The organism is Pseudomonas sp. 21LCFQ010, from assembly GCF_024129905.1.
Classification (GTDB): domain Bacteria; phylum Pseudomonadota; class Gammaproteobacteria; order Pseudomonadales; family Pseudomonadaceae; genus Aquipseudomonas.
In genome coordinates this window covers 1-25,057 of the sequence record NZ_JAMYDZ010000040.1, presented here as the reverse complement: position 1 = coordinate 25,057, position 25,057 = coordinate 1, and the positions used below count along the sequence as shown (strand labels likewise).

Here is a 25,057-nt window from a genome sequence, read left to right as displayed (position 1 = left end):
CGAAGACAGGTAGGATACGCCGCTCAAGGCAGGACATACCGCCACTTGCCCAGCGATTCGAGCACTCATCTTCGTGGATTCGTCCGCCCGCAAACTTGACCTCTACCTGACCCATCGCGCCGCGCTGGTCGATTACGCCGCGCCCATTGTCGGCTGCCGGGCGCGTGCCGAGGATGTGGTGCAGGAAGCCTGGCTGCGCTTCAATGCCCGGCAAACCGGCGATCTGGAGATCAACCATCCGTTAGGCTATCTGTATCGCATCGTGCGTAATCTGGCGCTGGATCAGACCCGCAGCCTGGCCACCGAACGGCGCCAGCCCGACGGTGATGCGCTGCTGGCCGACTTGCCAGCCAGCACCGCGTCGCCCGAGCAGCAGGTCGCCAGTCAGGATCAATTGCAGCGGCTGGCCAATGCGCTGTTACAACTGCCTGAACGCACCCGCATCGCGTTCGAGATGCATCGCCTGGGCGGCTACACCTTGCAGCAGGTCGCAGCGGCGATGGGCATTTCAGTGGGCCTGGTCCATCAACTGGTTCATGACGCCTTGAGCCACTGCGCAACCCGTCTGGAACGTGGTCATGACTGAAGGCGCAGAAAAAAATCTGAAAAAAATCGCCGCGCATCCGTCCTTTGCCTGCCAGGGTCACTCTGTGCCACCCTCGCCCACCCCGCCCACCGCTGGAGCCATGCCGGATATGTCCCACGCCGAACCTCGCCAGGCCCGTCTGGATATCGCTCTGGACTGGCTGTTGCGTGTCCGTCAGGCACCGCAAGATGCCCAGTTGCAGGCGCAATTTCGTCAGTGGCAGCAAGCCGATGCGCAAAACGCCGAAGCCGCGCGCAAGGCTGAGCAGGTGTGGCAGTTGACCGGGCAGATGCAGGCGAGCACCGCGCATTTGTGGCCAGCGGTGCCTCCTGCTGCCAGTGCCTCGCCCATAACGCCGCTCTCTATTACGCCCCCCGCCCCATTGCCAGCCCGCCCGCGGCGCCGGCGCACGCTCGCCTGGGCCGCCAGCGCGGCATTGGCCGCGTGCCTGACGGTGATGATTGCGCCTGAGCTCGGCACCCGCCTGCAAGCCGATTACCTGACGGCCCAGGGCGAGCGCCGCGAGGTGCAATTGCCTGATGGCAGCCTGGCGGTGCTGGACTCAGGCAGCGCCCTGGCGGTGGACTATTCCGGCGAACAACGCGGCATTCGCTTGCTCAGCGGCCAGGCGTTTTTTCAGGTCAGGCCCGACCCCGGCAAGCCCTTCACGGTGCACGCCAAAGACCTGGACGTGACCGTGACCGGCACGGCGTTCAATGTCGATGTGGACGCCAAGCACATCGAAGTCGCGGTCCAGCACGGCTCGGTCAAGGTCCAGGAGCCTGGCTCGTCGCGCCTGCTCAGCGCCGGCCTGACCGTGGGCCAGCGGCTGGTGTTCGACCGTGACAAGCATCTGGCCCAACTCGACACCCTGCCTGCCGGCCGGATCGCCAGTTGGCGCAACGGTCAGTTGATTGCCGAAAACGCCCGGCTGGGCGATGTCGTCGAGCAACTGCGCCGCTACCTGCCGGGCAAGGTCTGGTTACGAGATCAAGGCTTGGCCGAACAACGCATCACCGGGGTTTACGACATCCGCAACCCGTACGCGGCGCTACGCGCCATGGCCCAGCCGCATGGTGCGCAATTGAGCCAATGGAGTCCCTGGCTGTTGGTGATCAGCCGCTAGTGCCACGCAGCGCTGGGCCAGCACCGTGGTCGGGTCGACCAGCGCCACACTGACGCCGTCAATCATGAAGTCATCAGCCTGGGGCAAAATCAGCGGCAGCTCAGTGCAGCCCAGAATCAACACCCGCGCGCCCTGTTGCACCAGATGCGCGGCGGCCTGCAACAACTGTTCGCGACACACACCCAAGGTGTAACCGGCCTTGACCCCGGCCGGTCCGTAGATGGCGTTCATCACCAGCGCCTGATGCGCCGGGTCGGGCAGCATCAGCGCCAGCCCCAGACGCTCGGCGGCGTCATGGTAGACGCGGCTCTGGACCGTCCCGGAGGTCGCCAGCAGTCCGACCTTGGCGTCCAGCCCACAGGTGCGGCCGATATGCCCGACGGTCTCCTCCAGCATGTTGATGATCGGCACCTGCAAGTGTTCCTGGATGCGCTGCACATAAGCGTGGGCGGTGTTGCACGGAATCGCGATGGCCTGGGCGCCCTCTTCCTGCAGGCGTTTGCAGGTAGCATACATTGCCACCGTCGGGTCAGTGTCCTGATGCAGCAGGTTGGCGGTGCGGTCCGGAATCTGCGGGTTCTGCTCCACGACCAGCTTGATGTGCTCCTGATCCTTGCCGGCCGGGGTATGCCGCACCACCTTGCCGATGAAGTCCACCGTGGCCGCCGGCCCGACGCCGCCGACAACCCCCAGCTTGAATGGTGCCTGGACTGAGACGGGTTCACTGCAAGCGGCAAAGTCGGCATACAGCCGATTGATGTCCAGCAGTTGCAGGCCGCGCTGCTGCAGTGCTTCGCTGAGCAACGACAGCTCGGTCATGCCTGGCAGCAACAGCTGTGCGCCCTGGCCGACCAGCTCCAGGCCTGCCTGATACAGCAGTTCCTGGGCGCTACCGTCCAGTTGCCCGGCCTTGATGCCGTTGCGGCCATACACCGCCTCCATCAGCGCCGCCTGGCTCTGCACCGACGGATAGACAAGCACGTATTGCTCGCCCAGGAACCGCTCAAATATTCCCGCAGCCCGTACGTAATCGGACGCCAATATCCCCAGGTGGCTGCCTGGGCTGAACTGGCGCGCCAGATACTGGCGCAGCGCATCGAACATATTGATCACCGGCACCTCCAGTTCGGCGGTCAGCTCATCGAGAAAGGTATGGCTGGCGAAACAGGGCACCAACACCGCGTCAGCCCCCTGTTCGGCGAAGCGCTGGCAGGCCTGGAACACATACAGCTTGCGTGAGGTCATGCTGGCGCCGGCATCCAGCGTGCGCTTGAGGTCCTTGAACGGGCGCTGCTCGAACAACAGGTGATAACGGCCCTGATCGGCCAGCAGCGGCTGGCTCTTGAGCAGTTTGAAGAACAGGTCACCACCGGCCAGTGCACCCAGCCCGCCGATGATGCCCAGGGTGCGGCCCTTGCCGGCCGCCAGGTTCAGAGAAGTCATGATTAGCCTCGATCAGGCGCGGGCCGCGGCGGGTTGGGAGTCCGCTTGCGGTGGCGCTTGCAGGTCGCGGCGCTCTTCGAGTTTGGCGATCACCGCCGTGGCGATGCTATTGCCCACTACGTTGGTGGCGGTACGGCCCATGTCGAGAAACTGGTCGATGGCCAGAATCAACAGCAGGCCGGCTTCAGGCAGGTTGAACATCGGCAAGGTCGCCGCCACCACAACCACCGAAGCCCGCGCCACGCCGGCCATCCCCTTACTGGTGATCATCAGGGTCAGCAGGATCAATAACTGCTGGGTAAAGCTGAGGTCGATGTTGTAGGCCTGGGCGATGAACATGATGGCAAAGGCCTGATACATCATCGAACCATCAAGGTTGAACGAATAACCCAGCGGCAGCACGAAGCTCGACACCTTCTTGGACGCGCCGAATTTCTCCAGCGCATCAATGGTCTTCGGGTAGGCCGACTCGCTGCTCGCCGTCGAGAACGCCAGCAGCACCGGCTCGCGAATCAGCTTGCCGAGAGTCAGCACCGGCTTGCCCAGAAACACATACCCCACCGCGAACAGCGTCGCCCACAGAATCAGGATACCCAGGTAGAACTGGCCGATCAGCTTGCTGTAGTCCAGCAACAGGCCAATACCCTGGGTGGTCACCGCAGCCGCCAGAGCAGCGAACACACCCAGCGGCGCAAACAGCATCACGTAGTCGGTGATGCGGAACATCACCTTGGCCAGTTCATCCACCGCCTGACCAATGAACGAGTGACCCTGGTTTTTCAGATAAGCCAGGCCCAGACCGAAGAAGATCGAGAACACCACGATCTGCAGGATTTCGTTGTTGGCCATGGCTTCGGCAATGCTGCGCGGGAACACATGGCTGATAAAGGTCTTGAGGCTGAAGTCACCGGCATTGACCACTGCACCGGCCTGGCTGACCTGCGCGACGGTCATGTTCAGGCCCGCGCCAGGCTGGAAAACGTTGACCAGCAGCATGCCCAATGCCAGCGAGAACACCGAGGCGCTGACAAACCACAGCATCGAGCGCAGACCGATGCGCCCGACCGAGCCGGAACTGCCCAGGCTGCTGATGCCGCCCACCAGCGTGGCAAAGACCAGCGGTGCAATGATCATCTTGATCATGCGCAGGAAAATGTCAGTCACCAGGCTGAAGTAGCCGGCGATGCGTTTGGCGCTCTGCTCGTCCACCGCATAGCGGTTGCAGATCCAGCCCACGATGATGCCCAGCACAATGGCGACGGCGATGTATTTCGGCAGATTCTTGTTGTTCATAGGCCCCTCGGTCGATGGCGGCGGCCCGTAAGGACCGCCGGATTGGACACAGGCTAAGGGTGTCGGCAAGGCGAGTTGATGAGATCGCACCATAATTTGATGCAAAATCGGAATAGTTGGCCAATGGCCGCGAATCGGAGGCCATAATCGTCCAGCCTGTCGGCATAACGCTGCCTCCCATAAACGCTCCTGTACACAACGAGCCCACCATGCACACCAAATGGATCGACGATCTGCTGGCCGTGGCCGAGACCAAGAACTTCTCGCGGGCCGCCGACCAGCGCTGCATCACTCAATCGGCGTTGTCGCGGCGTATTCGTTCGCTGGAAGAATGGGTCGGCGTGGAACTGGTCGACCGCAGCACCTACCCGGTGCAACTGACCCGGGCCGGGCGGACCTTCTGCGAACAGGGCAAAGAAGCCATGGCGTTGTTCATGGAACTGCGCTCGGACCTGCGCCGTGGCGACCGCATGCCAGGACGCTCGCTGCAGGTAGTGGCCGGGCATACCCTGGCGATGACCTTTGTGCCCAAGTGGCTGGTCAATCATCGCCAGCAACAACCGGCGCTGAACGCACGGGTGTTGTCGGCCAACGTTCACGATGCGGTGATTGCCCTGGCCGAAGGGCATTGCGACCTGATGCTCGGTTACAGCCACCCGCAAGCACCGATCTTTCTCGACCCGGACAAATTCGTCGGCCTGCGCCTGGGCCATGACGCGCTGGTTCCGATCTGCAGCCCGGACCGAAGTGGCCAGCCGCTGCATGCCCTGCCAGGCTCGGCAGAGGCGCCGCTGCCCTATCTGGCCTACACCGCGACGTCGTTACTGGGCAGGGTCACCGATCTGATCCTGCGCAATGCCGCAACCCCGGCGGCGCTTGAGCGCTGCCATGAAGCCGACATGGCCATGCACCTGGCGAAGATGGTGCACGGCGGCTATGGCGTGGCCTGGTTGCCGGAATCGGCGGTGGCGGACGAGTTGGCCAACCGCACGCTGGTGCGCGCCGGCGACCAACGCTGGAGTACCGAGCTGGAGATTCATGCGTTTCGGCGCATTGGCAACAGCAACCCGGCACTGCTGGAGTTGTGGCGTTCGCTTGAGCTGCCGCATTCGTAGGCTGAGCCGACTCCCAGCGTATCTGCGTAGTGCTCAGTTATGTGAGCACGACGCAAATCCGCTGGGAGTGGCCGGCCGGCGCTCCGGTTGCTGACCAAGCTTTAAATCTGACTACAAAGCGGCTTGCGGACTACGCCCCAGCACGCGGGTGTATTCAGCCTTGGCAGTGTCCTCGGCAAACTCGCCGGACCACTTGGCAACCACCACAGTGGCAACGCTGTTGCCGATGGTGTTGCAGGTTGCAATCGCCATGGACATGAAGCGGTACACACCAAACAGCAGCGCCAGGCCCTCGGCCGGCAGCACGCCGATGGCGGTGACGGTGGCGGCAAACACCACGAAGCTGCCGCCCGATACCGCCGCCGCGCCCTTGGAGGTCACCAGCATGATGGCGAGAATCCCCAGCTGCTGCTCCCAGCTCAGCGGCACGCCGTAAGCGTTGGCGATGAACAGCACGCACAGCGACATGTAGATCGAGGTGCCATCGAGGTTGAACGCATAGCCGGTGGGCAGCACCAGGCCGACGCTCTGCTTGGAGCAACCGAACTTCTCCAGCTTCTGCAACAGGCGTGGCAGCGCGCTCTCCGAAGACGCCGTGCCCAGCACGATGAACACCTCATCCTTGATGTACTTGAGAAAGCGCCACAGGCTAAAGCCTGACAACCGGCACACCGTGCCCAGCACCACGATAATGAAAAACGCCACACAGACGTAGAACATCAGCACCAGGTTGGCCAGTGACATCAGCACGGCGGTGCCGTTGCTGCCCACCGCATAGGCCACCGAACCGAACGCACCCAGCGGGGCGAACTTCATGATCAGGTTGATGAATTCAAAGAACGCTTCGGAAACCCGGTTCAGGCCATCCTCAATGACTTCCCGACGCTCTTGCTTCAGGGCCAGCAGGGCAAAGCCGAAGAAGATCGAGATCACCAGCACCTGCAACAATTGCCCGCCGGCGAAAGCGCCGACGAAATTGTCCGGGAAGATGCCGTAAATAAAGTCCATGGTCGAGGTCGGCGCATGGCCCTTGGCAACCGCTGCCGCGGAGGCAGCCGCGGCGGCGCTACTCGGATGCGCATCGTGCATGCCCGACCCGATCTGCAGCAGGTTGCCCCAGATCAGGCCGATGGCCAGAGCGACGGTCGAGACGATTTCAAAGTAGAGCAGCGCACGCCAGCCGACCTTGCCCACGCGCTTGATATCGCCGGCCGAAGCAATGCCATGCACCACGGTGAAAAACACCAGTGGTGCAACGGCGGTCTTGATCAGCTTGAGGAAAATGTCGCCAAGGATCTTGAACTTGGCTGCCAGTTCCGGTGCGATAAAGCCAAAGGCGATACCCAGGAACATGGCCGCGACGACCTGAAAGGTAAGGTCCTTGTACAGCGGTTTTTTCGCAGTTGCAGACATGATTGCGTTCTCGTTGTTGTTATAGATCGGCAATAAGTCGGGCCCCGCAGGCAGCAGGGCCCGCAAGGACTTAACGTGGCACGGCGCCGGGCCGCGCCAGGGCCAGGTCGACCATTTGTGGTGCCAGGCCCAGGTAGTTGGCCGGGTCGGTCAGGCGCTTGAGTTCTTCGACGTCCAGTTCGGCAGTAGCCTCGCCCTGGGCCAGCAAGGCATCGAGCAGGCTGATGCGCTGATCGTTGGCCAGGCGGCAGGCGGCGTACACCACATCGTGGGCAACCTGACGACCCAGTGCCGGGGCCAGGCCCATCATCACGGCTTCAGCGACGATCAGACCCTGGGTCATGTCGAGGTTCTCGCGCATCCGCTCGGTGCGCACATCGAGCCCTGCCAGCATGAACCTGGCCTGGCCCAGCGAGGCGGCGCTCAGCGCGAAGGCTTCCGGAATGGCGATCCATTCGGCCTGCCAGGGACCTGTGGAGCGCTCGAAGTCCTGGATCATCGCATCGAGCATCAGCCCGGCCTGCTGGCGCACACCTTTGGCGGCGGCGTACATCAGTTCGCAACTGATCGGGTTGCGCTTCTGCGGCATGGTGCTGCTGGCGCCACGGCCCTTGACGAACGGCTCATAGGCTTCGCCCAGCTCGCTGGTCATCATCATCATGATGTCCAGGGCGATCTTGCCCAGCGAGCCGGTAACCAGACCGAGGAAGTTCAGCGTCTCGGCCAGGCCGTCGCGGGCCACGTGCCAGGTCGCCTGCGGCACACCCAGACCCAGTTCAGCCATCAGCGCCTCTTGCACTTCCAGGCCCTTGTCACCCAATGAGGCCAGGGTGCCGGCGGCACCGGCGAACTGCCCCACTTCAACCCGCGGACGCAGCTCAACCAGGCGCTCGGCATGCCGGTCGAACATGCTCAGCCAGACTGCGCACTTGTAGCCGAAGGTGATCGGCAAGGCGTGCTGCAGGTGGGTACGGCCAGCCATCGGCGTGTCGCGATAGCGCTGCGCCAGACCGGCCAGCAGGCCGCGCACCGCCTGGATGTCGCGCTCGACGATGGCCAGCGCGGCGCGGACCTGCAGGACCACGGCGGTGTCCATGATGTCCTGGGTGGTCGCGCCCCAGTGCACGTAGCGGCCTGCCTCACCGCAGAGTTTCGACAGTTGCTCGACCAGCGGCAGGATCGGGTAGCCGACGATCTCGGTCTCGTGCTGCATCAGTGCCAGGTCAAGCGACTCGTAGCGCGACAGCGCGGCGATCTGCTCGGCGGCTTCGGCCGGCACCACGCCGCAGCGCGCCTCGGCGCGGGCCAGGGCCACTTCGACCTCGATATAACGCTCGATCAACGCCTTGTCGGAGAACACCCCGCGCATCTCGGCAGTACCGAACATGTCGCGAAACAGAGTGGAGTCAAAAACGGTGGTGGACATGGGGCAGTATCCTGAAATGTTGTTATTGGCCGTACATATATATCATGTCCGTACATAATTGTTGCCAGCACACTGATACACTGTCAACCGGTTGATCTGACGAGGCTGACAAAAGGCATGAACGAAACGCGCTATGCGGTGCTGGCAAGGGACTTGATGGAGGGCATCGGGTCAGGGAAATACCCGGTGGGCAGCCTGTTGCCGACCGAATTCGAGCTGTGTGAGCTGTATGAAGTCAGCCGTCATACAGTGCGCGCCGCGATCAACCAGTTGCAGACCCAAGGCCTGGTGTCACGGCGCAAACGGGTCGGCACCCGGGTTGAAGCCAGCTCGCCACGCGGCGGCTACTCGCACTCACTGGCGACGGTGTCGGACCTTGCCCATCTGGCCGAGACCCAGCAGCGCGATATTCAGGATGTCCGCCATTTTGTCGCCGACATTGCCCAGGCCAAGCGGCTTGGCCTGCAACCGGGCGAGCATTACTTTTGTGTGTCCAGTGTGCGGATCGACCGCGAGCACCCCAATGCGCCGTTGTGCTGGACCGATGTCTACGCCCAGGACGATTACGCCGAAGTCATCGAGCAGGCCCGCGAGCAGCCCGGCGTGCTGATCGCCACCCTGATCGAGGCCGGTTTTGGCCGGTACATCGACGTCATCGACCAGCAAGTGCGCGCCGTACTGCTTGACGCCGCGCTGGCGAAAAAACTCAACGCCGAACCGGGCTCGCCGGGGCTGAAGATTCTGCGCCAGTATCGCGATGATAGCGGCGAGTTGATTGTCGCTTCGGAGACGATCCACCCCGATGACCGCTTCACTCTGGTGTTGCAGATGAAGCGCGACCGCAGCTGACCCGGCCCGTGGCGGCCAATGTATAAAATGTAAAAACGCTTTACTCTCAAATGAGAAAAACTAGCATCCAGCGCCTGACTGATGCGTCAAGCGCTCTGGATTTGCTGTTTCTTCCTATCCTGTTGCAGCCATGGCGCCGACGTTTCTCTTTGCCTTGAAAGGACGCCCGCCATGCTCAAAACCCTCAGCCTGCTGATGCTCGCCCTGCTGGCCGGTCCGTTGCAGGCCGCCGAACGTACGCTTGACAGCGCATATGGGCCGATCAAATTGCAAGGCACCGCGCAGCGGGTCATCACCCTCGATGAGGACAGCTTCGATACCGCCCTGGCGCTGGGTATCCAGCCGGTCGGCACGGTCTCCACCCGTGGCAGTGACCAGGTCTCAAGCTACCTGAAAGACAAGGCCGGCAATCCAGCTATCGTCGGCACCAGCCGGGCGCCGAATATTGAAGCGATTTTCAAGCTCAAGCCGGACCTGATCCTGACCTCCAGCACCATCAACAAAGAGCTGTACGCCGCCTACAGCCGCATCGCGCCCACCGTGGTGGCCAAGGGCGACAGCAGCGCCGGCTGGCAGGACGGTACGCGGTTCTACGCCAAGGCACTGGATCGTGAAGCGCAAGGCAAGGCCGTGCTGCAGGCCATCGACACGCGCATCGAGGCACTCAAAGCCAACGTCCCTGCCGGGCAAAGCGTCTCGGTGGTGCGCTGGAACCCGCAAGGCCCGATGACCATGTCGAGCAAGATCTTTGCCGGTCAGTTGCTGAGCGCCGCCGGTTTCAAGAGCACTGAGCTGGCCAGCAGCCTGAGCAAGCCGCACAGCGACATCCTGAGCCTGGAGAACCTGAGCAAGATCGACGCCGACTGGCTGTTCGTCGCCAGCCTCAACAGCGATGGCGCCAAGACTCTGGCAACAGCACGTCAGCAACCGGCTTTCGAGCGTCTGGGCGCGGTGCGCAACAAGCAGGTGATCGATGTCGACGGCCAGGTCTGGTCCAGCGGGTCCGGCCCGCTGGCCGCCAATAAAGTGCTGGATGATCTGGAGAAGGTTTTCCTCAAGCCTTGATCTACAAGGCATAAGAAGCTTCGCGTAGGAGCAGCTTTAGCTGCGAAGCCTTTCGCGGCTAAAGCGGATCGCCGCCCGACCGCGCCTACGGGATAAAGACTCCCTCTTCAGACGTAACGATGACTGCAATCAACCCGTCCTACCGCACCACCCTTTTCGCCTGCGTCAGCGTGCTGGCGCTGGTCACCCTAGCCAGCCTGTTGTTCGGCGCGGGCGACACCAGCCCAGGCGCAGCCTTGCGCACGCTACTCGGCCAGGGCAGCGCAGAGGACCGTTTCGTGGTCTTCGAACTGCGCTGGCCACGCACCCTGCTCGGCCTGTTGGTCGGCGCAGCGCTGGGCGCGGCCGGGATCGTCTTGCAAGCCACCACCCGCAACCCGCTGGCCGAGCCGGGTCTGCTCGGCGTCAGTGCCGGGGCGTCGCTGGCGGTGGTGCTGGCGGTGGCCTGGGGCGCCAGCTCGGCGACGGTCAATCTGGGCGTGGCGGTCACAGGTGCACTGGTCGGCTGCCTGCTGGTGCTGCTGGTCAGCCGGGTCGCCACGCTGGGCAATGACCCGGTGCGGCTGGTGCTGGCCGGGGCGGCGTTCAGCAGCCTGCTGAGTGCCTTGACCGCGTTGATTCTGCTGCACGACCAACGCAGCGCCGATGAAATCCGTTTCTGGATCATCGGCGCCCTGGCCGGTCGCTCGGCCGATACGCTGCTGTGGAGCGTGCCGGGGGTGATCGCCGGGCTGTTGTTGCTGCTGCCGCTGATCCGCCCGCTGGCCAGCCTGGCACTGGGGGAACGCATGGCCAGCGGGCTCGGCCATCATCCGCAGCGGGTACGCTTCTGGGCGTTGATCGCCGTGGCGCTGTTGGTCGGCACTGCCACCTCGGCGGCCGGGCCGATCGGCTTCATTGGCCTGATTGTGCCCTTCGTGGCGCGGCGTCTGGTCGGCCCGGACATCCGTCGCAGCCTGTTGCCTTCGCTATTGCTCGGCCCTTGTGTGCTGATTCTGGCCGACATCCTGTCGCGCCTGAGCGTACGCCCTTACGAACTGCCGATCGGGGTCATTACCGCCTTGATCGGCGCACCGATCCTGATTGCCGTGGTGCGTGGTCAGAGGATTCCCCGCCTATGAACCTGCCACCGCTTGCCGGCTACTGGCTGATCCGCACGGGTCGTTACTCGCTGCTGTTGCCCAAGCGCGCCACCGCCGCCACCTGCGGCCTGACGCTGGCGTTGCTGGTGCTTTGCGCGGTCAGCCTGGCCAGCGGCGCTGCCGGGCTCAGCCCGTGGGGCGCCGGGTTGGCACTGTTCGGCCAGGGCGACACCCTGAATGTGTTCCTGATCCGCGAGCTGCGCCTGGAGCGCCTGCTCGCCGGGTTGCTGAGTGGCGCAGCACTGGGCGCGGCCGGCTGCCTGCTGCAAACCCTGGCGCGTAACCGCTTGGCCACCCCCGGCGTGATCGGCATCGACGACGGCGCAACCGCCTTCGCCGTGGCATCGATTGTCGCTATCCCTACCAGCCTGGCCCCTTCGGGGTTGGCGCTGATCGGTGCACTGACCGCCGCCGCCCTGGCATTCGGGCTAGGCGGCAGCGGCTCGCGTGGCTATCGCTTTATCGTGGTCGGCATTGGCGTTGGCGCGGTGTTCGGCGCGCTGACCAACCTGATGCTGGCGCGCACCGACATCGACAGCGCCAACCTCGCCTACCCCTGGACCGTCGGCACCCTCAGCGCCCGGCCTTGGCTGGCGGTCCAGAGCCTGGGCATCGGCCTGTTGCTGGCGCTGCCCTGCTGCCTGGCCCTGACCCGTGCGCTGGCGACCCTGCGTTTCAACGACCAGGTGGCACAAGGGCTCGGCATCGCGCTGCGCCGGGTGCGGATCATGATCCTCGCCCTGACCGTGTTGCTCACCTGCCTGGCAGTCGCGGTGGTCGGCCCGGTTGGCCTGATAGCCCTGGCCGCACCGGAACTGGCCCGTTACCTGTCGGGCCATCGCGGCGTGCCGCTAGTCAATGCCGCACTGGCCGGCGCGCTGTTGATGGTCTGTGCCGACTGGAGCGGACGCACCCTGCTGGCACCGCTGGAAATTCCCGTGGGCATCGTCACCGCCATCGTTGGCGGCCCTTATCTGCTGTGGATCCTGATCCGCCAACCCGCACGGAGTACCCCATGAGCCTCAACCCTGCGCTACTGCACAGCGATGCCCCGGTTGCCGACCTGCAAGCCCGGGAGCTGAGCCTGGACTACGCCCGCACGCGGATCATTGAAGGGCTGTCGTTGCGCGTGCCGCAGCAGCAGGTCACCGCGATTGTCGGCCCCAACGGTTGCGGCAAGTCGACCTTGCTGACCGGGCTCAGCCGTCTGCACAAGCCCAGTGCCGGTGCGGTGCTGCTCGATGGCAAAGCCATCAGCGAGCTGCCGACCCGCACTGTGGCCCGGCGTCTGGCGCTGTTGCCCCAGGACGCCAGCGCCCCGGATGGCCTGACCGTCCATGAACTGGTGCGCTTCGGCCGTCAGCCGCATCAAGGTATGCTCAGTCAGTGGTCGGAGCAGGACCGGCTGATCGTCGATGCGGCGATTGCCGCCGCCGACCTGAGCGCGCTGGAGCACCGACCACTGGAGTCGATGTCCGGCGGCCAGCGCCAGCGCGCCTGGATCGCCATGGCTATCGCCCAGGCCACGCCGCTGTTGCTGCTCGACGAACCCACCTCGGCCCTGGACCTCGGCCATCAGATCGAGGTGTTCGAGCTGATTGGCGCTCTGGCCAAAGCAGGCAAGACCATCGTCATGGTGGTTCACGACCTGTCCAGCGCCTGTCGTTATGCCGATTATCTGGTGGCGAGGCAGGACGGCCGCATCGTGGCCGAAGGGGCGCCGGCCGAGGTGGTCACCGGCGATCTGGTCGAGCAATTGTACGGGGTCAAATGCGAGTTGCTGCGCGATCCGCATAGCGGTACGCCGATCATTGCTGGCGTGCAGCGCATTAGAACTGTCGGTTAGGTGCAGAGCAGAGAATGTTGCAAGGATGTTACACAGTCGCGTGTTAGGTTTCCTTCACAGTCACTTTTTTCAGGATGAATATGAAACCGACGCTCCTGGCTCTGACCCTCACGACCCTGCTCGCACCGTCTGTTACCCACGCGGCCAGCCATCCCGTCACGATCAGCGACCAGCAATACACCGAGGTGCTGGCGGGCGACTGGCGCTCGAAAGACAACAGTGCCAGGGATGTCTATCGTCACCCCAAGGAGACTCTGCAATTCTTCGGCTTGCAGGCCAACCAGACGGTGATCGAAATCAGCCCAGGTGGCGGCTGGTACAGCGAGATCATCTCGCCGCTGGTCAAGGATCACGGGCATTACATCGCTGCGGTGCAGGATCCGGCCTCCGGCGAGTATTACCAGAAGGCGGCAGAGCGGATCAAAGCCCGGTTCAAGGATGACCCAAAGCGATTTGCCAATGCCCAGGTGGTGGCGTTCGATCCCAAGGCGCCGGTATTCGGCCCGGCGGCTTCGGCAGACCGGGTGCTGACGTTCCGCAATGTGCATAACTGGACCGACGCGAACACCGCCGAGGCGACGTTTGCGGCGTTTTTCAAGGTGCTCAAGCCCGGTGGTGTTTTGGGTGTGGAGGATCATCGAGCCAAGGATGGGACGGATCTGGCGAGCAATAAGCAGACCGGTTATCTGCCGACGGATTACGTGGTGAAGCTGGCGCTGGATGCGGGGTTCAAGCTGGCTGACAAGAGTGAGGTCAATGCCAATCCCAAGGACACCAAGGACTACCCGGCCGGGGTCTGGAGCCTGCCGCCGACCTATAAGCTCGGCGAGCAGGACAAGGCGAAATATGCGGCGATTGGGGAGTCGGATCGGTTCACTTTGAAGTTTGTGAAGCCGTAGGAGCGGTTTTAACCGCGAAGGCCTTTCGCTTTATGCAAGGGTCTTTGCCGCGGTTGTCTGGGCTGCGGGTTTCGCCCCGACGGGCGAGTTACTTTGGTTTCGCCCAAAGTAACCAAAGGCATTGCTCCTGGCTTGGGTCCGCCCTGCGGGCGAACTTCCCTCCGTCCGGCATCGATTCGGGGGCCGGCGCGATGGGCATCCCTGCCCAGCGCACCTGAAACTGGCTTCCCTGCCAGTTTCTCCCCCGAATCGCCGCCTACCTTCGGCCAGCGCCCAAGTCGCGATTTGCGTCGTCTGTGCCATCTCGGTACGAAGAGCAAGAACAGAGCAACAGCAACAGCAACAGCAACAGCAACAGCAACAGCAACAGCAACAGCAACAGCAACAGCAGCCAGCCAGCCAGCCAACAGTGTTGGTCAGGCTGACGCCTTACTGATTAGACCGGCAATCACTCATCGCCTGGTAGCGCACGGCTTTGAGTGTGCCCTGGGTGTCTTCGTAGACCATCAGGCGCGAGACGACATCGCAGGTTTTGCCCAGCGGGCTCTGGAATTTGACCTGGGCAACATCCAGTGGCATGCCGTAGCGATACTCTTCGATCTGCGGCGCGGGCTGGCCGGCTTTGTCGGCGTATTGCTGTACGGTCTCGCGCCAGGCCTGGGCGGTTTTATCCGAAAAGGTGTGGTTGGGGCTGTAGGCCTGGGCGGCCAGTGGCAGGGTCAGAACGAGGCCGGCGAAAAGCATCTTGAACATACGCATGGTGGTTCTCCGTCAAAAGATGGCCTCAGGTTAACGAGGCGCGGATTAACCGGGCATTACCTGCGCATTACCATTTCGTCATCTGCAACTGCCTGACAGATAAACAAAAAACCCGCCATCTGCCGAGGGCGGGTTTTGTTGTCGCGGGTTGCCGGATCAGTCCTGCTCGCGCCGGTGCGCCCACTGGTACAGCGCTGGCAGCACCAGCAGGGTCAGTGCGGTGGATGACAGGATGCCGCCGATCACCACAGTCGCCAGCGGCCGTTGCACTTCTGCGCCAGTGCCGGTGGCAAGTGCCATGGGGATGAAGCCCAACGACGCTACCAGGGCGGTCATCAATACCGGACGCAAGCGGGTCAAGGCGCCTTCGTTGATCGCATCGGCCAGTGAACGGCCTTCTTCGCGCAGGTTGCGGATGAACGAGATCATCACCAGACCGTTGAGTACCGCCACGCCCGACAAGGCGATAAAGCCCACCCCGGCCGAGATCGACAGCGGGATGTCGCGCAGCCACAGCGCCAGCACGCCGCCGGTCAATGCGAAGGGAATGCCGGTGAACACCAGCAGGCCGTCCTTGAGGTTGTTGAACATCATGAACAACAGGGTCAGCACCAGCAGCAAGGCGATCGGCACCACGATCTGCAAACGCTGCGCCGCCGATTGCAGTTGCTCGAATTGCCCACCCCAGGTGGTCCAGTAACCGGCCGGAATCCGTACCTGCTCTTGCAAGGTCTGCCCCGCCTCAGCAACAAATGAGCCCAGGTCACGCCCACGCACGTTGGCGCTGACCACCACCACCCGCTTGCCGTTTTCCCGGCTGATCTGGTTCGGCCCCAGTTCCAGATCCAGGCTGGCGACCTGGGCCAGGGTGATGAAGCCGATCTGCTGCCCGGCAGCACCCGCTCCAGCGATGCCTGGCACCGGTATCAGCAGGCTGGCCAAGGCGTCGAGGTCAGTGCGCAGGTTTTCCGGCAGACGCACCACCATGTCGAAGCGGCGGTCGCCTTCGTACAGGGTGCCGGCCTCACGACCACCGACGGCAATCGCGATCGCGTCCTGCACATCACCGATATTGAGGCCGTAGCGCGCGGTCTTGTTGCGGTCGATGTTAATGGTCAGGATCGGCAGGCCGGTGGTCTGTTCGACTTTCACCTCGGAAGCGCCTGGCACGTTCTGCAGGCTGGCGGCGATTTGCGCAGCGGTCTGGTTCAGCACCTGCATGTCGTCGCCAAACACCTTGACCGCCACATCGCTGCGCACCCCGGAAATCAGCTCGTTGAAGCGCAACTGGATCGGCTGCGACAGTTCATAGTTGCTGCCCGGCACGCCGGCCGCTGCCGCTTGCAGTTCGGCAATCAGGGTTTCACGGGACTTGTCCGGGTCCGGCCATTCACTGCGGTCTTTGAGCATCACGTAGCTGTCAGAAATGTTCGGCGGCATCGGGTCGGCGGCGATTTCGGCGGTGCCGGTCCGGGCGAAGACCCGCTCGACTTCCGGCATCTTTTCCATCACGGCCTTTTCCAGACGCTGCTGCATGTCGACCGACTGGCTGAGGCTGGTGCCCGGCACCCGCAACGCCTGCAAGGCAAAGTCGCCTTCACTCAGGCTGGGAATGAACTCGCTGCCCATGCGGCTGGCGGTAAAGCCGGACAACACCACCAACAGCACCGCCACGGCAAAGGCAGCCGCGCGATGACCAAGCACCCAGCGCAATACCGGGGCATAGCCCTGACGCGCCTTGCGCATCACCAGCCCCTCTTCTTCCTTGACCTTGCCGGTGACGAACATGGCAATGGCCGCTGGCACGAAGGTCACCGACAGGATCATCGCGCCAAGCAGGGCGATCACCACGGTAAAGGCCATCGGGTGGAACATCTTGCCCTCGACCCCGGTGAGGGCAAAGATCGGCAGGTACACCACCATGATGATCAACTGACCAAAAATCAGCGGGCGGCGCGCCTCTTTCGCGGCGGCAAACACTTCATGGAAGCGCTCGCTGCGGGTCAGCAGGCGACCATGTTTGTGTTGTGCGTGGGCCAGACGGCGGATCGAGTTCTCGACGATCACCACAGCGCCGTCGACGATGATGCCGAAGTCCAGCGCGCCCAGGCTCATCAGGTTGGCGCTGACCCGGTTGCTGAACATCCCGGTGAAGGTGAACAGCATCGACAACGGAATCACCATGGCGGTGATCAACGCGGCGCGGATATTACCGAGAAACAGAAACAGGATGACGATGACCAGGATCGCCCCTTCGATGAGGTTCTTCTTCACCGTGGCAATGGCTTTTTCGACCAGATTGGTGCGGTCGTAGACGGTCACCGCCACCACGCCCTCAGGCAGGTTACGGTTGATCTCTGCCAGCTTTGCCGCCACGGCCTGCGAGACCGTGCGGCTGTTCTCGCCGATCAGCATGAACACGGTGCCCAGCACCACTTCGCGGCCATTCTCGGTGGCGGCACCAGAGCGCAGCTCTTTGCCGATCATTACCTCGGCCACATCACTGACCCGCACCGGCGTGCCCTGGGCGCTGGTCACCACGACGTTGGCGATGTCTTGCAGGCTGCCCAACTGGCCGGGCGCACGAATCAGCAATTGCTCGCCGCTACGCTCCACATAACCGGCGCCAACGTTGGCGTTGTTGCGCTCAAGCGCAGTCAGCAGGTCAGCCAGGGTCAACTTGTAGGCCGCCAGCTTGCGCGGGTCCGGAGCGATCTGGAACTGCCGGGCGAAGCCGCCGATGGTATTGATCTCTGCCACCCCTGGCACATTGCGCAGTTGCGGCTTGATGATCCAGTCCTGGATCACCCGCAGGTCGGTGGGGGTATAGGCGGTGCCGTCTTCCTTGAGCGCACCGGGTTTGCTTTCCACCGTCCACAGGAAGATCTCTCCAAGCCCGGTGGACACCGGGCCCATGATCGCATCGGTCCCGGCCGGCAATTGCTGACGGGCATTCTGCAAGCGCTCGCTGACCCACTGGCGGGCGGCGAACAGGTCAGTGCCCTCCTTGAAAATCACCGTGACTTGCGACAGCCCCGAGCGCGACAGCGAACGGGTCTGCTGCAGGCCGGGCAGACCGGCCATGGCGGTTTCGATGGCAAAGGTGATGCGCTGCTCGGTTTCCAGCGGCGAAAAGCCCGGTGCAGCGGTGTTGATCTGCACCTGGACGTTGGTAATGTCCGGGACCGCGTCGATGGGCAGCTTCTGATAGCTGACGATCCCCAGACCGGCCATGAGCAAGACAGCGAGCATCACCACGATGCGCTGCTCGATAGCGAATTGAATCAGGCGTTCAAACATGCGGATTTACTCATGGCCTGTTAGTGAGAGTGCTCGGCCGAGCCTTTGCCCAGCTCCGACTTCAAGACGAAACTGCCGGCAGCGGCGATCTGCGCACCGGCCTGCAAGCCACCGAGGACCTCCACATGGCCGTTGGCACGGCGCCCGGTCATTACCGGCTGGGCCTTGAAGCCCTCGGCATTGCGCAGGAACACCACGGTATTGTTTTCAACGGTCTGCAAGGCGGCCTCCGGCACGCTCAACGCCGCCTGACCATCAGCCGTCGCCACCTCGATGTTGACCAGCAGACCGGGGCGCCAGGCGCCTTGCGGGTTGGCCAGGGTCACCCGCACCTGGGCGGTGCGGCTCAGTTCACCGAGCAGGTTGCCGACATAACCGACCTTGCCCTGCACCTGGGCATTGAGGTCTGGCGCGGTGACCACCACCTCACGACCGATCATGACCTTGTCCAGGTCCTTGGCCGTGACACCAAACGTGGCCCAGACCCGCGACAGGTCCGACAACGTGAAGGCATTGCTGGCCTCGTTGACCACCTCACCGATGCTCAGGTGCTTCTCGACGATCATCGCGTCGAACGGGGCAACCAGTTCATAGCGGTTGCCGCCATCAGGGCTCAGCCCGGCGCCGATGACCGAGAGTTTCTGCCGGGCATTGGCGACATTGATCTGCGCCTCCTGATAGGCCTGACGGGCCAGTTGGTAGTCCTGTTCGGCAGAGATCTTGTCCTGCCAGAGGGTCTTTTCCCGCTGTAATGTGCTGCCGGCGGTTTCCAGGCGGCGCTGGGCAGCGCTCAGCTCACTGCGTTGGTCTGCGATCTGCGGGCTGGAGATCACTGCCAGCACCTGGCCTTTTTTGACTTGCTGGCCCAATTCGACCATCACTCGCTCTACCACCCCGCTGACCCGCGGCACGATGTGCGCGGTGCGGTCCTCATCAAACCGGATCTCGCCGGGAAAGCTGGCCGACAGGTTCAGCGGCCGGGTTGTGGCGACCGCCAGCTCGATGCCGGCGGCGCGAATCTGCTCGGCGGATAACTCGACCTGCCCTTGCTCTTCTTCGTGGCCGTGCTCATCAGCGCCTTGCTCTGCATTGCCATGTTCATCGGCCCCATGCGCCTGTTCATCCTTGTGCCCGTCATCGTCCTTGTGTTCCTCTTGCCGGGCATGAGCCTGCCCGTCAGGTTTGGGGGCGTCGGCGTTGGCCGGCTCGGGATGGTCATGGTCGTGCGCTTCGTGGCCCGCTGGCGCCGCTTGGGCACTGGCCAGCACTGCACCGCGTTCGTCGTTCAGGGTCAGACTGCCGATGCCGCCCAGGGCGACCAGCGCCACCGCAATGGCCAGGCTGCGTTTGTTGTTCATGAAAGCTCCTGCAAGGTCATGGCCTGCACTGCGCGCGCGGCGCAAGCCGGAATCGGATCAGAGGGGGTTGGCGCCGTAGATGCGCTCGATGGCGGCGCGGGCCTCACTGCCGGCGGCCAGGGCTTGGAGGTAACGGCCACGGGCGTCGATCAGGGTGCGTTGGGCATCGAGCACGTCGATGAAGCCGAACTTGCCCATTTCAAAACCGCGGGTGGCCGTGTCCACGGCTTGCTGCGCGGCAGGCAGGATGATGCGGCTGAACGACTCCACTTCACTGCTGGCGGTGCTCCACTGCTCCAGGGCCGAACGGGTGCGGGTGCGCAGGTCCAGCTCGACGGCGTTGCGCAGATCGCGGGCCTGATCGGCGCGCCGGGATGCGGCCAGTACGTTGCCTTGGTTGCGATCGAACAGCGGCAACGGCATCGACATGCCAACCACATTGACCCGCTCGCGGTCTTCACGGCTGTACTGGCTGCCGACACTGACGGTCAGGTTGGGAACCCGCTGGGCACGCGCCGAACCGAGCATGGCTTCACGCTGCTGGATCTGCGCCTCGGCCAGGCGCAAGGCGGGGGCCTGCTCAAGCCGGTCGAACAATACTGCCGCTGTCGGCGCCTGGCCGGGTGCCAGATCGGCGCTGTGCAGGCTGTCGAACTCACCCTCCTGCGTCCCGATAACCCTGGCCAGCTGGCGCAGGCTGTCGGCCTGGGCGGTGCGGGCCTTGCGCAGTTGCAGTTCGGTTTCGGCCAGTTGCACCTGGGCGCGGGTTGCCTCGACCGGCGACACTTGGCCGGCCCGTACCCGGCCGTCAGCCACCCGCAAACCACGCTCGGCCAGTTGCAGCGACTGGCCGGCCAGTTCGACGGCGGTGTGCGCCCGCGCCGCGGCATGAAAAGCCAGCAGCACATCAGCACGCAGCTCCAGGGTGCGCCGCTCCAGCTCCAGGCGCGCCGCGTCCTGGCCGCGTTCGGCTACATCGATGCGCGCACCACGCTTGCCCCCCAGTTCCAGCGCCTGGCTGAGCATCACCGTAGTGGTGCGGGTATCGCGGCGGGTGTCTTCTGCCTCCCAGGACAGCTCGGGATTGGGCAACAGGCCGGCCTGACGCCGCTCGCCTTCGGCGATACCGATGTCCTGGCGGACTGCGGCAAGCTCCGGATTGCGCGCAAAGGCGGCGTCGATTGCGGCCGCCAGGGTCAACGGCGCCGCTTGCAGATGACTGGCCGGCAACAGCAGGGCACACAGCACCCCGGCGCGAATCATCAGTCGATATGGTTTACGATCCCCAGACACTTGACACCCCCGACGCAACACAAAAACAGCCCCGAAAGGGGCCGAAAAAGGAATGCGGGGGACTGTAGAAAAGCGGCGTTATCGACAAGATTGCCGGAAAATTACAATTCTGTTATCCGGCCGAAATAGCCAGCGATCTGTATTACAGTGCGGCAGCTTTTTACCCTGCGCTGAGCTTCCCGGCTGAAGCCGGTCCTACGAGGAACCTATTCGATGCGTATCCTGGTTGTCGACGACGAACCCAAAACCGCTGAATACATGCATCAGGGCCTGACCGAAAGCGGTTACGTGGTGGACGTCGCCGGCACCGGCATCGATGGCCTGCATCTGGCGCGTACCCAGGATTACGAGCTGATCATCCTCGACGTCAACCTGCCGCAGCTCGAAGGCTGGGAAGTGCTGGCAGCGATTCGTGCCAGCAGCCATACCCGGGTGATGATGGTCACCGCCCGCGGGCGCCTCGAAGACCGGGTCAAAGGCCTGGACATGGGCGCCGACGATTATCTGGTCAAGCCCTTCGAGTTTCCCGAGCTGCTCGCCCGGGTGCGGACCCTGCTGCGACGCAGCGATCAACCCGGCCTGCCCAGTGTATTGCGCATCGCCGATCTGGAACTGGACCATGGCCGGCACCGGGCATTTCGCGGCAACCGACGCATTGACCTGACCACCAAGGAATTCGCCCTGCTGCACCTGCTGATGCGCCACAGCGGCGAAGTGTTGTCGCGCACGCGGATCATCTCTCAGGTCTGGGACATGAATTTCGACTGCGACACCAACGTGGTGGAGGTCTCGATCCGCCGCCTGCGGGCCAAGATCGACGACCCCTTTGACTGCAAGCTGATCCACACCCTGCGCGGCGTGGGTTATGTGCTGGAAGCCCGGCAATGACCCTGGCACGCCCCACCATGCGGCTTTCCATGCGCCTGGGTCTGACCGTCAGCGCCCTGTGTGCGTTGCTGGTGCTGGGCATGGCGACGTTTTCCTGCCTGACCATTTCCCGGCAACTGGACATTCGTGCGCAGAACGAACTGACCGACAAGCTGCGCCAGATCCGGCACAGCCTGACCGAGAGTTCCTGGTCGGGCAATGACCGATCGCTGAACTCGCACAACCTGCGCGACCAGATTGTCGGCCATGACAATTTCACCCTGACCCTGCTCGACGCCAGCGTACCGCGTCGGCGCCTGCTGGTGATCGGCAAGGATGAAGGTGCGCCGCTACCGGAGTCGTTGTTCAATGACCAGGCGCAGGATTTTCAAGCGTTGCGCAGCGACACCGGCCATGGGCTGCTGGTCGCCGCCAGCCCGATGCAGTTGCGCAGCGGCCAGCAGGTGCTGGCCGTGCTGACACTGGACCGTAAGGATGACGACGAACTGCTGCGCGCCTACGTGCAATCGACCCTGATCGCCTTGCCAGTGATATTTTTGCTGGTCGGCGGGGGTGCCTGGTGGGTGGTGCGCCGCTCGCTGCGCCCGCTCAAGGCCTTTGGCAAAGTCGCTGCCCAGGTCTCGGCACGCGACCTGTCGCAGCGCCTGACCAGCAGCGGCTTACCTGATGAGCTTCAGGGGCTGGCCCGGGCGATCAACGTAATGCTCCAGCGTCTGGATGACGACATCAGCCAGCTGGCGCAGTTTTCCGACGACTTGGCTCACGAACTGCGCTCGCCGATCAATAACCTGATGGGCAAGGCGCAAGTCACGCTGTCTCGCGAACGTCCTGCAGAAGACTACAAACAGGCGCTGGAGTCATGCACCGAAGAACTCGAACGCCTGTCGCGCATGGTCAGCCAGATGCTGTTTCTGGCCAGCATCAACCAACCCGTTGCAGCGCTGGCAACTGACCCGGTCAACCTGCGCGAAGAAGCCGACAAAGTCGTCGAGCTGTTCGAGCTGACCGCCGAAGAACGCGACATCAAGCTGCAGGTCAACGGCACTGCCTGTACTCGGGGCGACCGGCTGATGATCCAGCGGGCAATCTCCAACCTGCTGTCCAACGCTATCCGCCATGCGCCGCCAGGAACCCGGGTAACGTTGCTGTTGTCGGTGCACAGCGAACAGGCCAGCCTCGCCATCAGTAACGCCGGTGAAGGGATTGCCGCCGAACACCTGCCACGCTTGTTCGACCGTTTCTACCGGGTTCACGCCAGCCGCGCCCGCCACCAGGGCGGTACCGGCCTGGGGCTGGCCATCGTGCGCTCGATCATGCAGATCCACGAAGGTGAGGTGACGGTGACCAGTGAACCGGGCGGCCTGACCACCTTCAGCCTGATTTTCCCCCATGGCGCTGCGCGCCTGAATTCAACGACCACCACGGGCAAGACTTATGCAATTGGCGAACCTGACTAAACCGCTGCGCACCCTGCTGCTGACCACCTTCGCCGCCAGCGCGGCCCTGGCTCAGGCTGCACCGACCATCGACGTGCATCGCGACGCCAACTGCGGCTGCTGCAAACAATGGATCAAGCACCTGCAAGACAACGGTTTTAGCGTCAATGATCACGTCGAAACCGATATGGCGGCCGTCAAACAACGCCTCGGGGTCCCCCACGGGCTGGGCTCGTGCCATACCGGTGTGATCGACGGCAAATTCGTCGAAGGCCATGTACCGGCCACACAGATCATCGACCTGAACAAACGCCCGGAACTGCTCGGCATCGCCGTACCGGGCATGCCCATCGGTTCGCCGGGCATGGAACACGGCGACCGCCAGGACGCCTATCAGGTAATCGGGGTTACAGCGTCAGGTGAGCGGCCGGTGGTGGCAGAGTATCCGGGGCGCTGACAGGCTGGCCAGACACCCGCTTGCCCGCCATCAGTCAGCCTGCGACAAGGGCCGCGCCACCTGCTCCAGCGACTTGCGCTCTGCCGCCACCCCCCAGATCGCCTGGACCAGCGCGGCCATGATCATCAGCCCGGCGCCGATCAGGTAGCCGACCAGCACATGGCTGCGCTCGCCCGTTTCGATCAGGGCGCCGAACAGGGTCGGGCCGCTGATGCCGCCCAGCCCGGTGCCGAAGGCGTAGAACACGGCAATCGCCAGGGCGCGGATTTCCAGCGGGAAGGTTTCTGCTACGGTGAGGTAGGCCGAACTGGCGGCTGCTGAGGCAAAGAAGAAGATCACCATCCAGGCGATGGTCTGTTCGATCACATCCAGGGCGCCCTGCTCGAACAGGTAACCGCTGACAGCCAGCAAGGCACCGGAAATGAAATAGGTGGCGCTGATCATGATTCGCCGCCCCAGCACGTCGAACAGCCGGCCCAGCAGCAGCGGGCCGCAGAAATTGCCCAGTGCAAACGGCAGCACGTACCAGCCGACCTGCGCCGAGGGTACCTGGTAAAAATCGGTGAGCACCAGCGCGTAAGTGAAGAAGATCGCGTTGTAGAAAAACGCCTGGGCGGTAAGCAGACTCATCCCCACCACCGCTCGTACGCGGTGCACCACAAACAGGCTACTGAACACTTCCTTGAGTGGCGTATGGTCACGCGCCCGCAGGCGCAGCGGCTTGCCCTGCGGCGGCGGCAAAGCGATGCCGCGCTCGTGGTAGCGGCGTTCAATGGTCTCGACAATGCGCCGCGCGGCTTCGGGCTGATTATGAATCAACAGCCAGCGCGGGCTTTCCGGAATCCACAGGCGCATGAACACAATCAACAGCCCCAGGATAGCGCCGATCCCGAAACACAGCCGCCAGCCAGTTTCGCTGCCGACAAAATCAGGGTCGAGCAGCACGATCGAACCTGCCGCGCCCAGTGCTGCGCCAATCCAGAAGGTGCCGTTGATGGTCAGGTCGACCCAGCCGCGAAAACGCGCCGGCGTGAACTCCTGGATGGTGAACTCCTGGATGGTCGAATTGATGGCCGTGTATTCGCCGCCGATCCCCGCGCCGGTCAGAAAGCGAAACAACAGAAAGCTCCACAAATTCCAGGCAAATGCCGTGGCTGCGGTGGCGCCGATGTACACAAACAGGGTGATGAAGAATAGCTTGCGGCGGCCCAGGCGGTCGGTGATCGACCTCCACCTTTGACATCCTCCCCGCCCTAAAGAGCGGGGATTCCTACAGCTAGACGGCGATGCCCCGCCGCAAGAATGTTCCGGGCCGCGTTTACATCACGGTCGTGGGCTGTACCGCAGCACACGCAGGTCCATT

21 protein-coding genes and 1 pseudogene are annotated in these 25,057 nt (G+C 63.4%); 12 read left to right on the top strand and 10 right to left on the bottom strand.

Annotated features, from left to right (window positions below; all coding sequences use genetic code 11):
• Positions 1 to 73 precede the first annotated feature (73 nt).
• Both NJC38_RS27610 and NJC38_RS27605 read left to right on the top strand, forming a co-directional pair.
• Complete coding sequence (locus NJC38_RS27610) at positions 74 to 586, top strand: sigma-70 family RNA polymerase sigma factor (protein ID WP_253117976.1); 513 nt, start codon at positions 74 to 76, stop codon at positions 584 to 586.
• Positions 579 to 1,712: a FecR domain-containing protein gene (locus NJC38_RS27605; protein WP_253117975.1), complete on the top strand. Its 1,134-nt coding sequence runs from the start codon at positions 579 to 581 to the stop codon at positions 1,710 to 1,712. The genes NJC38_RS27610 and NJC38_RS27605 overlap by 8 nt, the downstream gene beginning before the upstream one ends.
• Here the strand turns inward: NJC38_RS27605 and NJC38_RS27600 are convergent.
• Together NJC38_RS27600 and NJC38_RS27595 are read right to left on the bottom strand one after the other, a co-directional pair.
• Entirely contained in the window at positions 1,638 to 3,155 is a 1,518-nt protein-coding gene (locus tag NJC38_RS27600) for an amino acid racemase (protein ID WP_253117974.1), read from the bottom strand. The two genes, NJC38_RS27605 and NJC38_RS27600, sit on opposite strands and share 75 nt — an antisense overlap.
• 12 nt (positions 3,156 to 3,167) lie before the next feature.
• Positions 3,168 to 4,448: a dicarboxylate/amino acid:cation symporter gene (locus NJC38_RS27595; RefSeq protein WP_045492375.1), complete on the bottom strand. Its 1,281-nt coding sequence runs from the start codon at positions 4,446 to 4,448 to the stop codon at positions 3,168 to 3,170.
• Between the two features lie 209 nt (positions 4,449 to 4,657).
• On the opposite strand from NJC38_RS27595, the gene NJC38_RS27590 reads away from it, so the two are divergent.
• Positions 4,658 to 5,563, top strand: a complete 906-nt coding sequence (locus NJC38_RS27590) for a LysR substrate-binding domain-containing protein (RefSeq protein ID WP_253117973.1) — start codon at positions 4,658 to 4,660, stop codon at positions 5,561 to 5,563.
• 111 nt (positions 5,564 to 5,674) lie between these two features.
• Here the strand turns inward: NJC38_RS27590 and dctA are convergent, their stop codons facing one another.
• Positions 5,675 to 6,976 (bottom strand): C4-dicarboxylate transporter DctA, encoded by a 1,302-nt coding sequence (gene dctA / locus NJC38_RS27585; RefSeq protein ID WP_253117972.1) that lies wholly within the window; start codon positions 6,974 to 6,976, stop codon positions 5,675 to 5,677.
• 70 nt (positions 6,977 to 7,046) lie between these two features.
• Positions 7,047 to 8,402 (bottom strand): adenylosuccinate lyase family protein, encoded by a 1,356-nt coding sequence (locus NJC38_RS27580; RefSeq protein ID WP_253117971.1) that lies wholly within the window; start codon positions 8,400 to 8,402, stop codon positions 7,047 to 7,049.
• Positions 8,403 to 8,519: 117 nt separating this feature from the next.
• Between NJC38_RS27580 and NJC38_RS27575 the strand changes: the two genes are divergently transcribed.
• From NJC38_RS27575 to NJC38_RS27550, 6 genes are all read left to right on the top strand, one after another.
• Entirely contained in the window at positions 8,520 to 9,251 is a 732-nt protein-coding gene (locus NJC38_RS27575; protein ID WP_253117970.1) for a GntR family transcriptional regulator, read from the top strand.
• A gap of 171 nt (positions 9,252 to 9,422) precedes the next feature.
• Positions 9,423 to 10,316, top strand: a complete 894-nt coding sequence (locus NJC38_RS27570) for an iron-siderophore ABC transporter substrate-binding protein (RefSeq protein ID WP_253117969.1) — start codon at positions 9,423 to 9,425, stop codon at positions 10,314 to 10,316.
• A 119-nt stretch (positions 10,317 to 10,435) separates the two neighbouring features.
• Complete coding sequence (locus NJC38_RS27565; RefSeq protein WP_253117968.1) at positions 10,436 to 11,437, top strand: iron ABC transporter permease; 1,002 nt, start codon at positions 10,436 to 10,438, stop codon at positions 11,435 to 11,437.
• The gene (locus tag NJC38_RS27560) at positions 11,434 to 12,477 is read left to right on the top strand and encodes an iron ABC transporter permease (protein ID WP_253117967.1); all 1,044 of its coding nucleotides are present in this window, start codon (positions 11,434 to 11,436) and stop codon (positions 12,475 to 12,477) included. The genes NJC38_RS27565 and NJC38_RS27560 overlap by 4 nt, the downstream gene beginning before the upstream one ends.
• Complete coding sequence (locus NJC38_RS27555; protein ID WP_253117966.1) at positions 12,474 to 13,304, top strand: ABC transporter ATP-binding protein; 831 nt, start codon at positions 12,474 to 12,476, stop codon at positions 13,302 to 13,304. The genes NJC38_RS27560 and NJC38_RS27555 overlap by 4 nt, the downstream gene beginning before the upstream one ends.
• Before the next feature lie 80 nt (positions 13,305 to 13,384).
• On the top strand, positions 13,385 to 14,203 hold the full coding sequence (locus NJC38_RS27550; protein WP_253117965.1) for a methyltransferase: 819 nt from the start codon (positions 13,385 to 13,387) through the stop codon (positions 14,201 to 14,203).
• Between the two features lie 429 nt (positions 14,204 to 14,632).
• Here NJC38_RS27550 and NJC38_RS27545 read toward each other — a convergent pair whose 3' ends face one another.
• The 4 genes from NJC38_RS27545 to NJC38_RS27530 all read right to left on the bottom strand — a co-directional run bounded on the left by NJC38_RS27545 (position 14,633) and on the right by NJC38_RS27530 (position 20,880).
• Positions 14,633 to 14,962, bottom strand: a complete 330-nt coding sequence (locus tag NJC38_RS27545) for a DUF2790 domain-containing protein (protein ID WP_253117964.1) — start codon at positions 14,960 to 14,962, stop codon at positions 14,633 to 14,635.
• Between the two features lie 156 nt (positions 14,963 to 15,118).
• Positions 15,119 to 18,262, bottom strand: a complete 3,144-nt coding sequence (locus NJC38_RS27540; RefSeq protein ID WP_253117963.1) for a CusA/CzcA family heavy metal efflux RND transporter — start codon at positions 18,260 to 18,262, stop codon at positions 15,119 to 15,121.
• Positions 18,263 to 18,282: 20 nt separating this feature from the next.
• Positions 18,283 to 19,620 (bottom strand): efflux RND transporter periplasmic adaptor subunit, encoded by a 1,338-nt coding sequence (locus NJC38_RS27535; RefSeq protein WP_045492400.1) that lies wholly within the window; start codon positions 19,618 to 19,620, stop codon positions 18,283 to 18,285.
• A 57-nt stretch (positions 19,621 to 19,677) separates the two neighbouring features.
• A complete protein-coding gene (locus NJC38_RS27530) occupies positions 19,678 to 20,880 on the bottom strand; it encodes a TolC family protein (RefSeq protein ID WP_253117986.1) in 1,203 nt (400 codons plus the stop codon).
• Positions 20,881 to 21,126: 246 nt separating this feature from the next.
• Here NJC38_RS27530 and NJC38_RS27525 point away from each other — a divergent pair, with 246 nt between their 5' ends.
• Genes NJC38_RS27525 through NJC38_RS27515 form a run of 3 tightly spaced genes read left to right on the top strand, consistent with a single transcriptional unit; the run spans position 21,127 to position 23,694 of the window.
• A complete protein-coding gene (locus tag NJC38_RS27525; protein WP_045492402.1) occupies positions 21,127 to 21,801 on the top strand; it encodes a heavy metal response regulator transcription factor in 675 nt (224 codons plus the stop codon).
• The gene (locus tag NJC38_RS27520; RefSeq protein WP_253117962.1) at positions 21,798 to 23,258 is read left to right on the top strand and encodes a heavy metal sensor histidine kinase; all 1,461 of its coding nucleotides are present in this window, start codon (positions 21,798 to 21,800) and stop codon (positions 23,256 to 23,258) included. The genes NJC38_RS27525 and NJC38_RS27520 overlap by 4 nt, the downstream gene beginning before the upstream one ends.
• Positions 23,259 to 23,271: 13 nt before the next feature.
• Positions 23,272 to 23,694 (top strand): DUF411 domain-containing protein, encoded by a 423-nt coding sequence (locus tag NJC38_RS27515; RefSeq protein ID WP_231906629.1) that lies wholly within the window; start codon positions 23,272 to 23,274, stop codon positions 23,692 to 23,694.
• Between the two features lie 30 nt (positions 23,695 to 23,724).
• On the opposite strand, the pseudogene NJC38_RS27510 reads toward NJC38_RS27515, so the two are convergent.
• Together NJC38_RS27510 and NJC38_RS29185 are read right to left on the bottom strand one after the other, a co-directional pair.
• Positions 23,725 to 24,912, bottom strand: a pseudogene (locus tag NJC38_RS27510) (MFS transporter); the annotation flags it as partial.
• A 35-nt stretch (positions 24,913 to 24,947) separates the two neighbouring features.
• Positions 24,948 to 25,057 (bottom strand): zinc ribbon domain-containing protein (locus NJC38_RS29185; protein WP_366856631.1); only part of this gene is annotated, 110 nt, incomplete at its 5' end.

Excerpts from the sequence above, each read along its gene's own strand:
- NJC38_RS27540 (WP_253117963.1), bottom strand. The coding sequence starts at position 18,262 with ATGTTTGAACGCCTGATTCAATTCGCTATCGAGCAGCGCATCGTGGTG.
- NJC38_RS27590 (WP_253117973.1), top strand. The coding sequence starts at position 4,658 with ATGCACACCAAATGGATCGACGATCTGCTGGCCGTGGCCGAGACCAAG.
- dctA (WP_253117972.1), bottom strand. The coding sequence starts at position 6,976 with ATGTCTGCAACTGCGAAAAAACCGCTGTACAAGGACCTTACCTTTCAG.
- NJC38_RS27560 (WP_253117967.1), top strand. The coding sequence starts at position 11,434 with ATGAACCTGCCACCGCTTGCCGGCTACTGGCTGATCCGCACGGGTCGT.
- NJC38_RS27520 (WP_253117962.1), top strand. The coding sequence starts at position 21,798 with ATGACCCTGGCACGCCCCACCATGCGGCTTTCCATGCGCCTGGGTCTG.
- NJC38_RS27565 (WP_253117968.1), top strand. The coding sequence starts at position 10,436 with ATGACTGCAATCAACCCGTCCTACCGCACCACCCTTTTCGCCTGCGTC.
- NJC38_RS27545 (WP_253117964.1), bottom strand. The coding sequence starts at position 14,962 with ATGCGTATGTTCAAGATGCTTTTCGCCGGCCTCGTTCTGACCCTGCCA.
- NJC38_RS27535 (WP_045492400.1), bottom strand. The coding sequence starts at position 19,620 with ATGAACAACAAACGCAGCCTGGCCATTGCGGTGGCGCTGGTCGCCCTG.
- NJC38_RS27600 (WP_253117974.1), bottom strand. The coding sequence starts at position 3,155 with ATGACTTCTCTGAACCTGGCGGCCGGCAAGGGCCGCACCCTGGGCATC.
- NJC38_RS27575 (WP_253117970.1), top strand. The coding sequence starts at position 8,520 with ATGAACGAAACGCGCTATGCGGTGCTGGCAAGGGACTTGATGGAGGGC.
- NJC38_RS27605 (WP_253117975.1), top strand. The coding sequence starts at position 579 with ATGACTGAAGGCGCAGAAAAAAATCTGAAAAAAATCGCCGCGCATCCG.
- NJC38_RS27525 (WP_045492402.1), top strand. The coding sequence starts at position 21,127 with ATGCGTATCCTGGTTGTCGACGACGAACCCAAAACCGCTGAATACATG.
- NJC38_RS27550 (WP_253117965.1), top strand. The coding sequence starts at position 13,385 with ATGAAACCGACGCTCCTGGCTCTGACCCTCACGACCCTGCTCGCACCG.
- NJC38_RS27595 (WP_045492375.1), bottom strand. The coding sequence starts at position 4,448 with ATGAACAACAAGAATCTGCCGAAATACATCGCCGTCGCCATTGTGCTG.
- NJC38_RS27555 (WP_253117966.1), top strand. The coding sequence starts at position 12,474 with ATGAGCCTCAACCCTGCGCTACTGCACAGCGATGCCCCGGTTGCCGAC.
- NJC38_RS27580 (WP_253117971.1), bottom strand. The coding sequence starts at position 8,402 with ATGTCCACCACCGTTTTTGACTCCACTCTGTTTCGCGACATGTTCGGT.
- NJC38_RS27570 (WP_253117969.1), top strand. The coding sequence starts at position 9,423 with ATGCTCAAAACCCTCAGCCTGCTGATGCTCGCCCTGCTGGCCGGTCCG.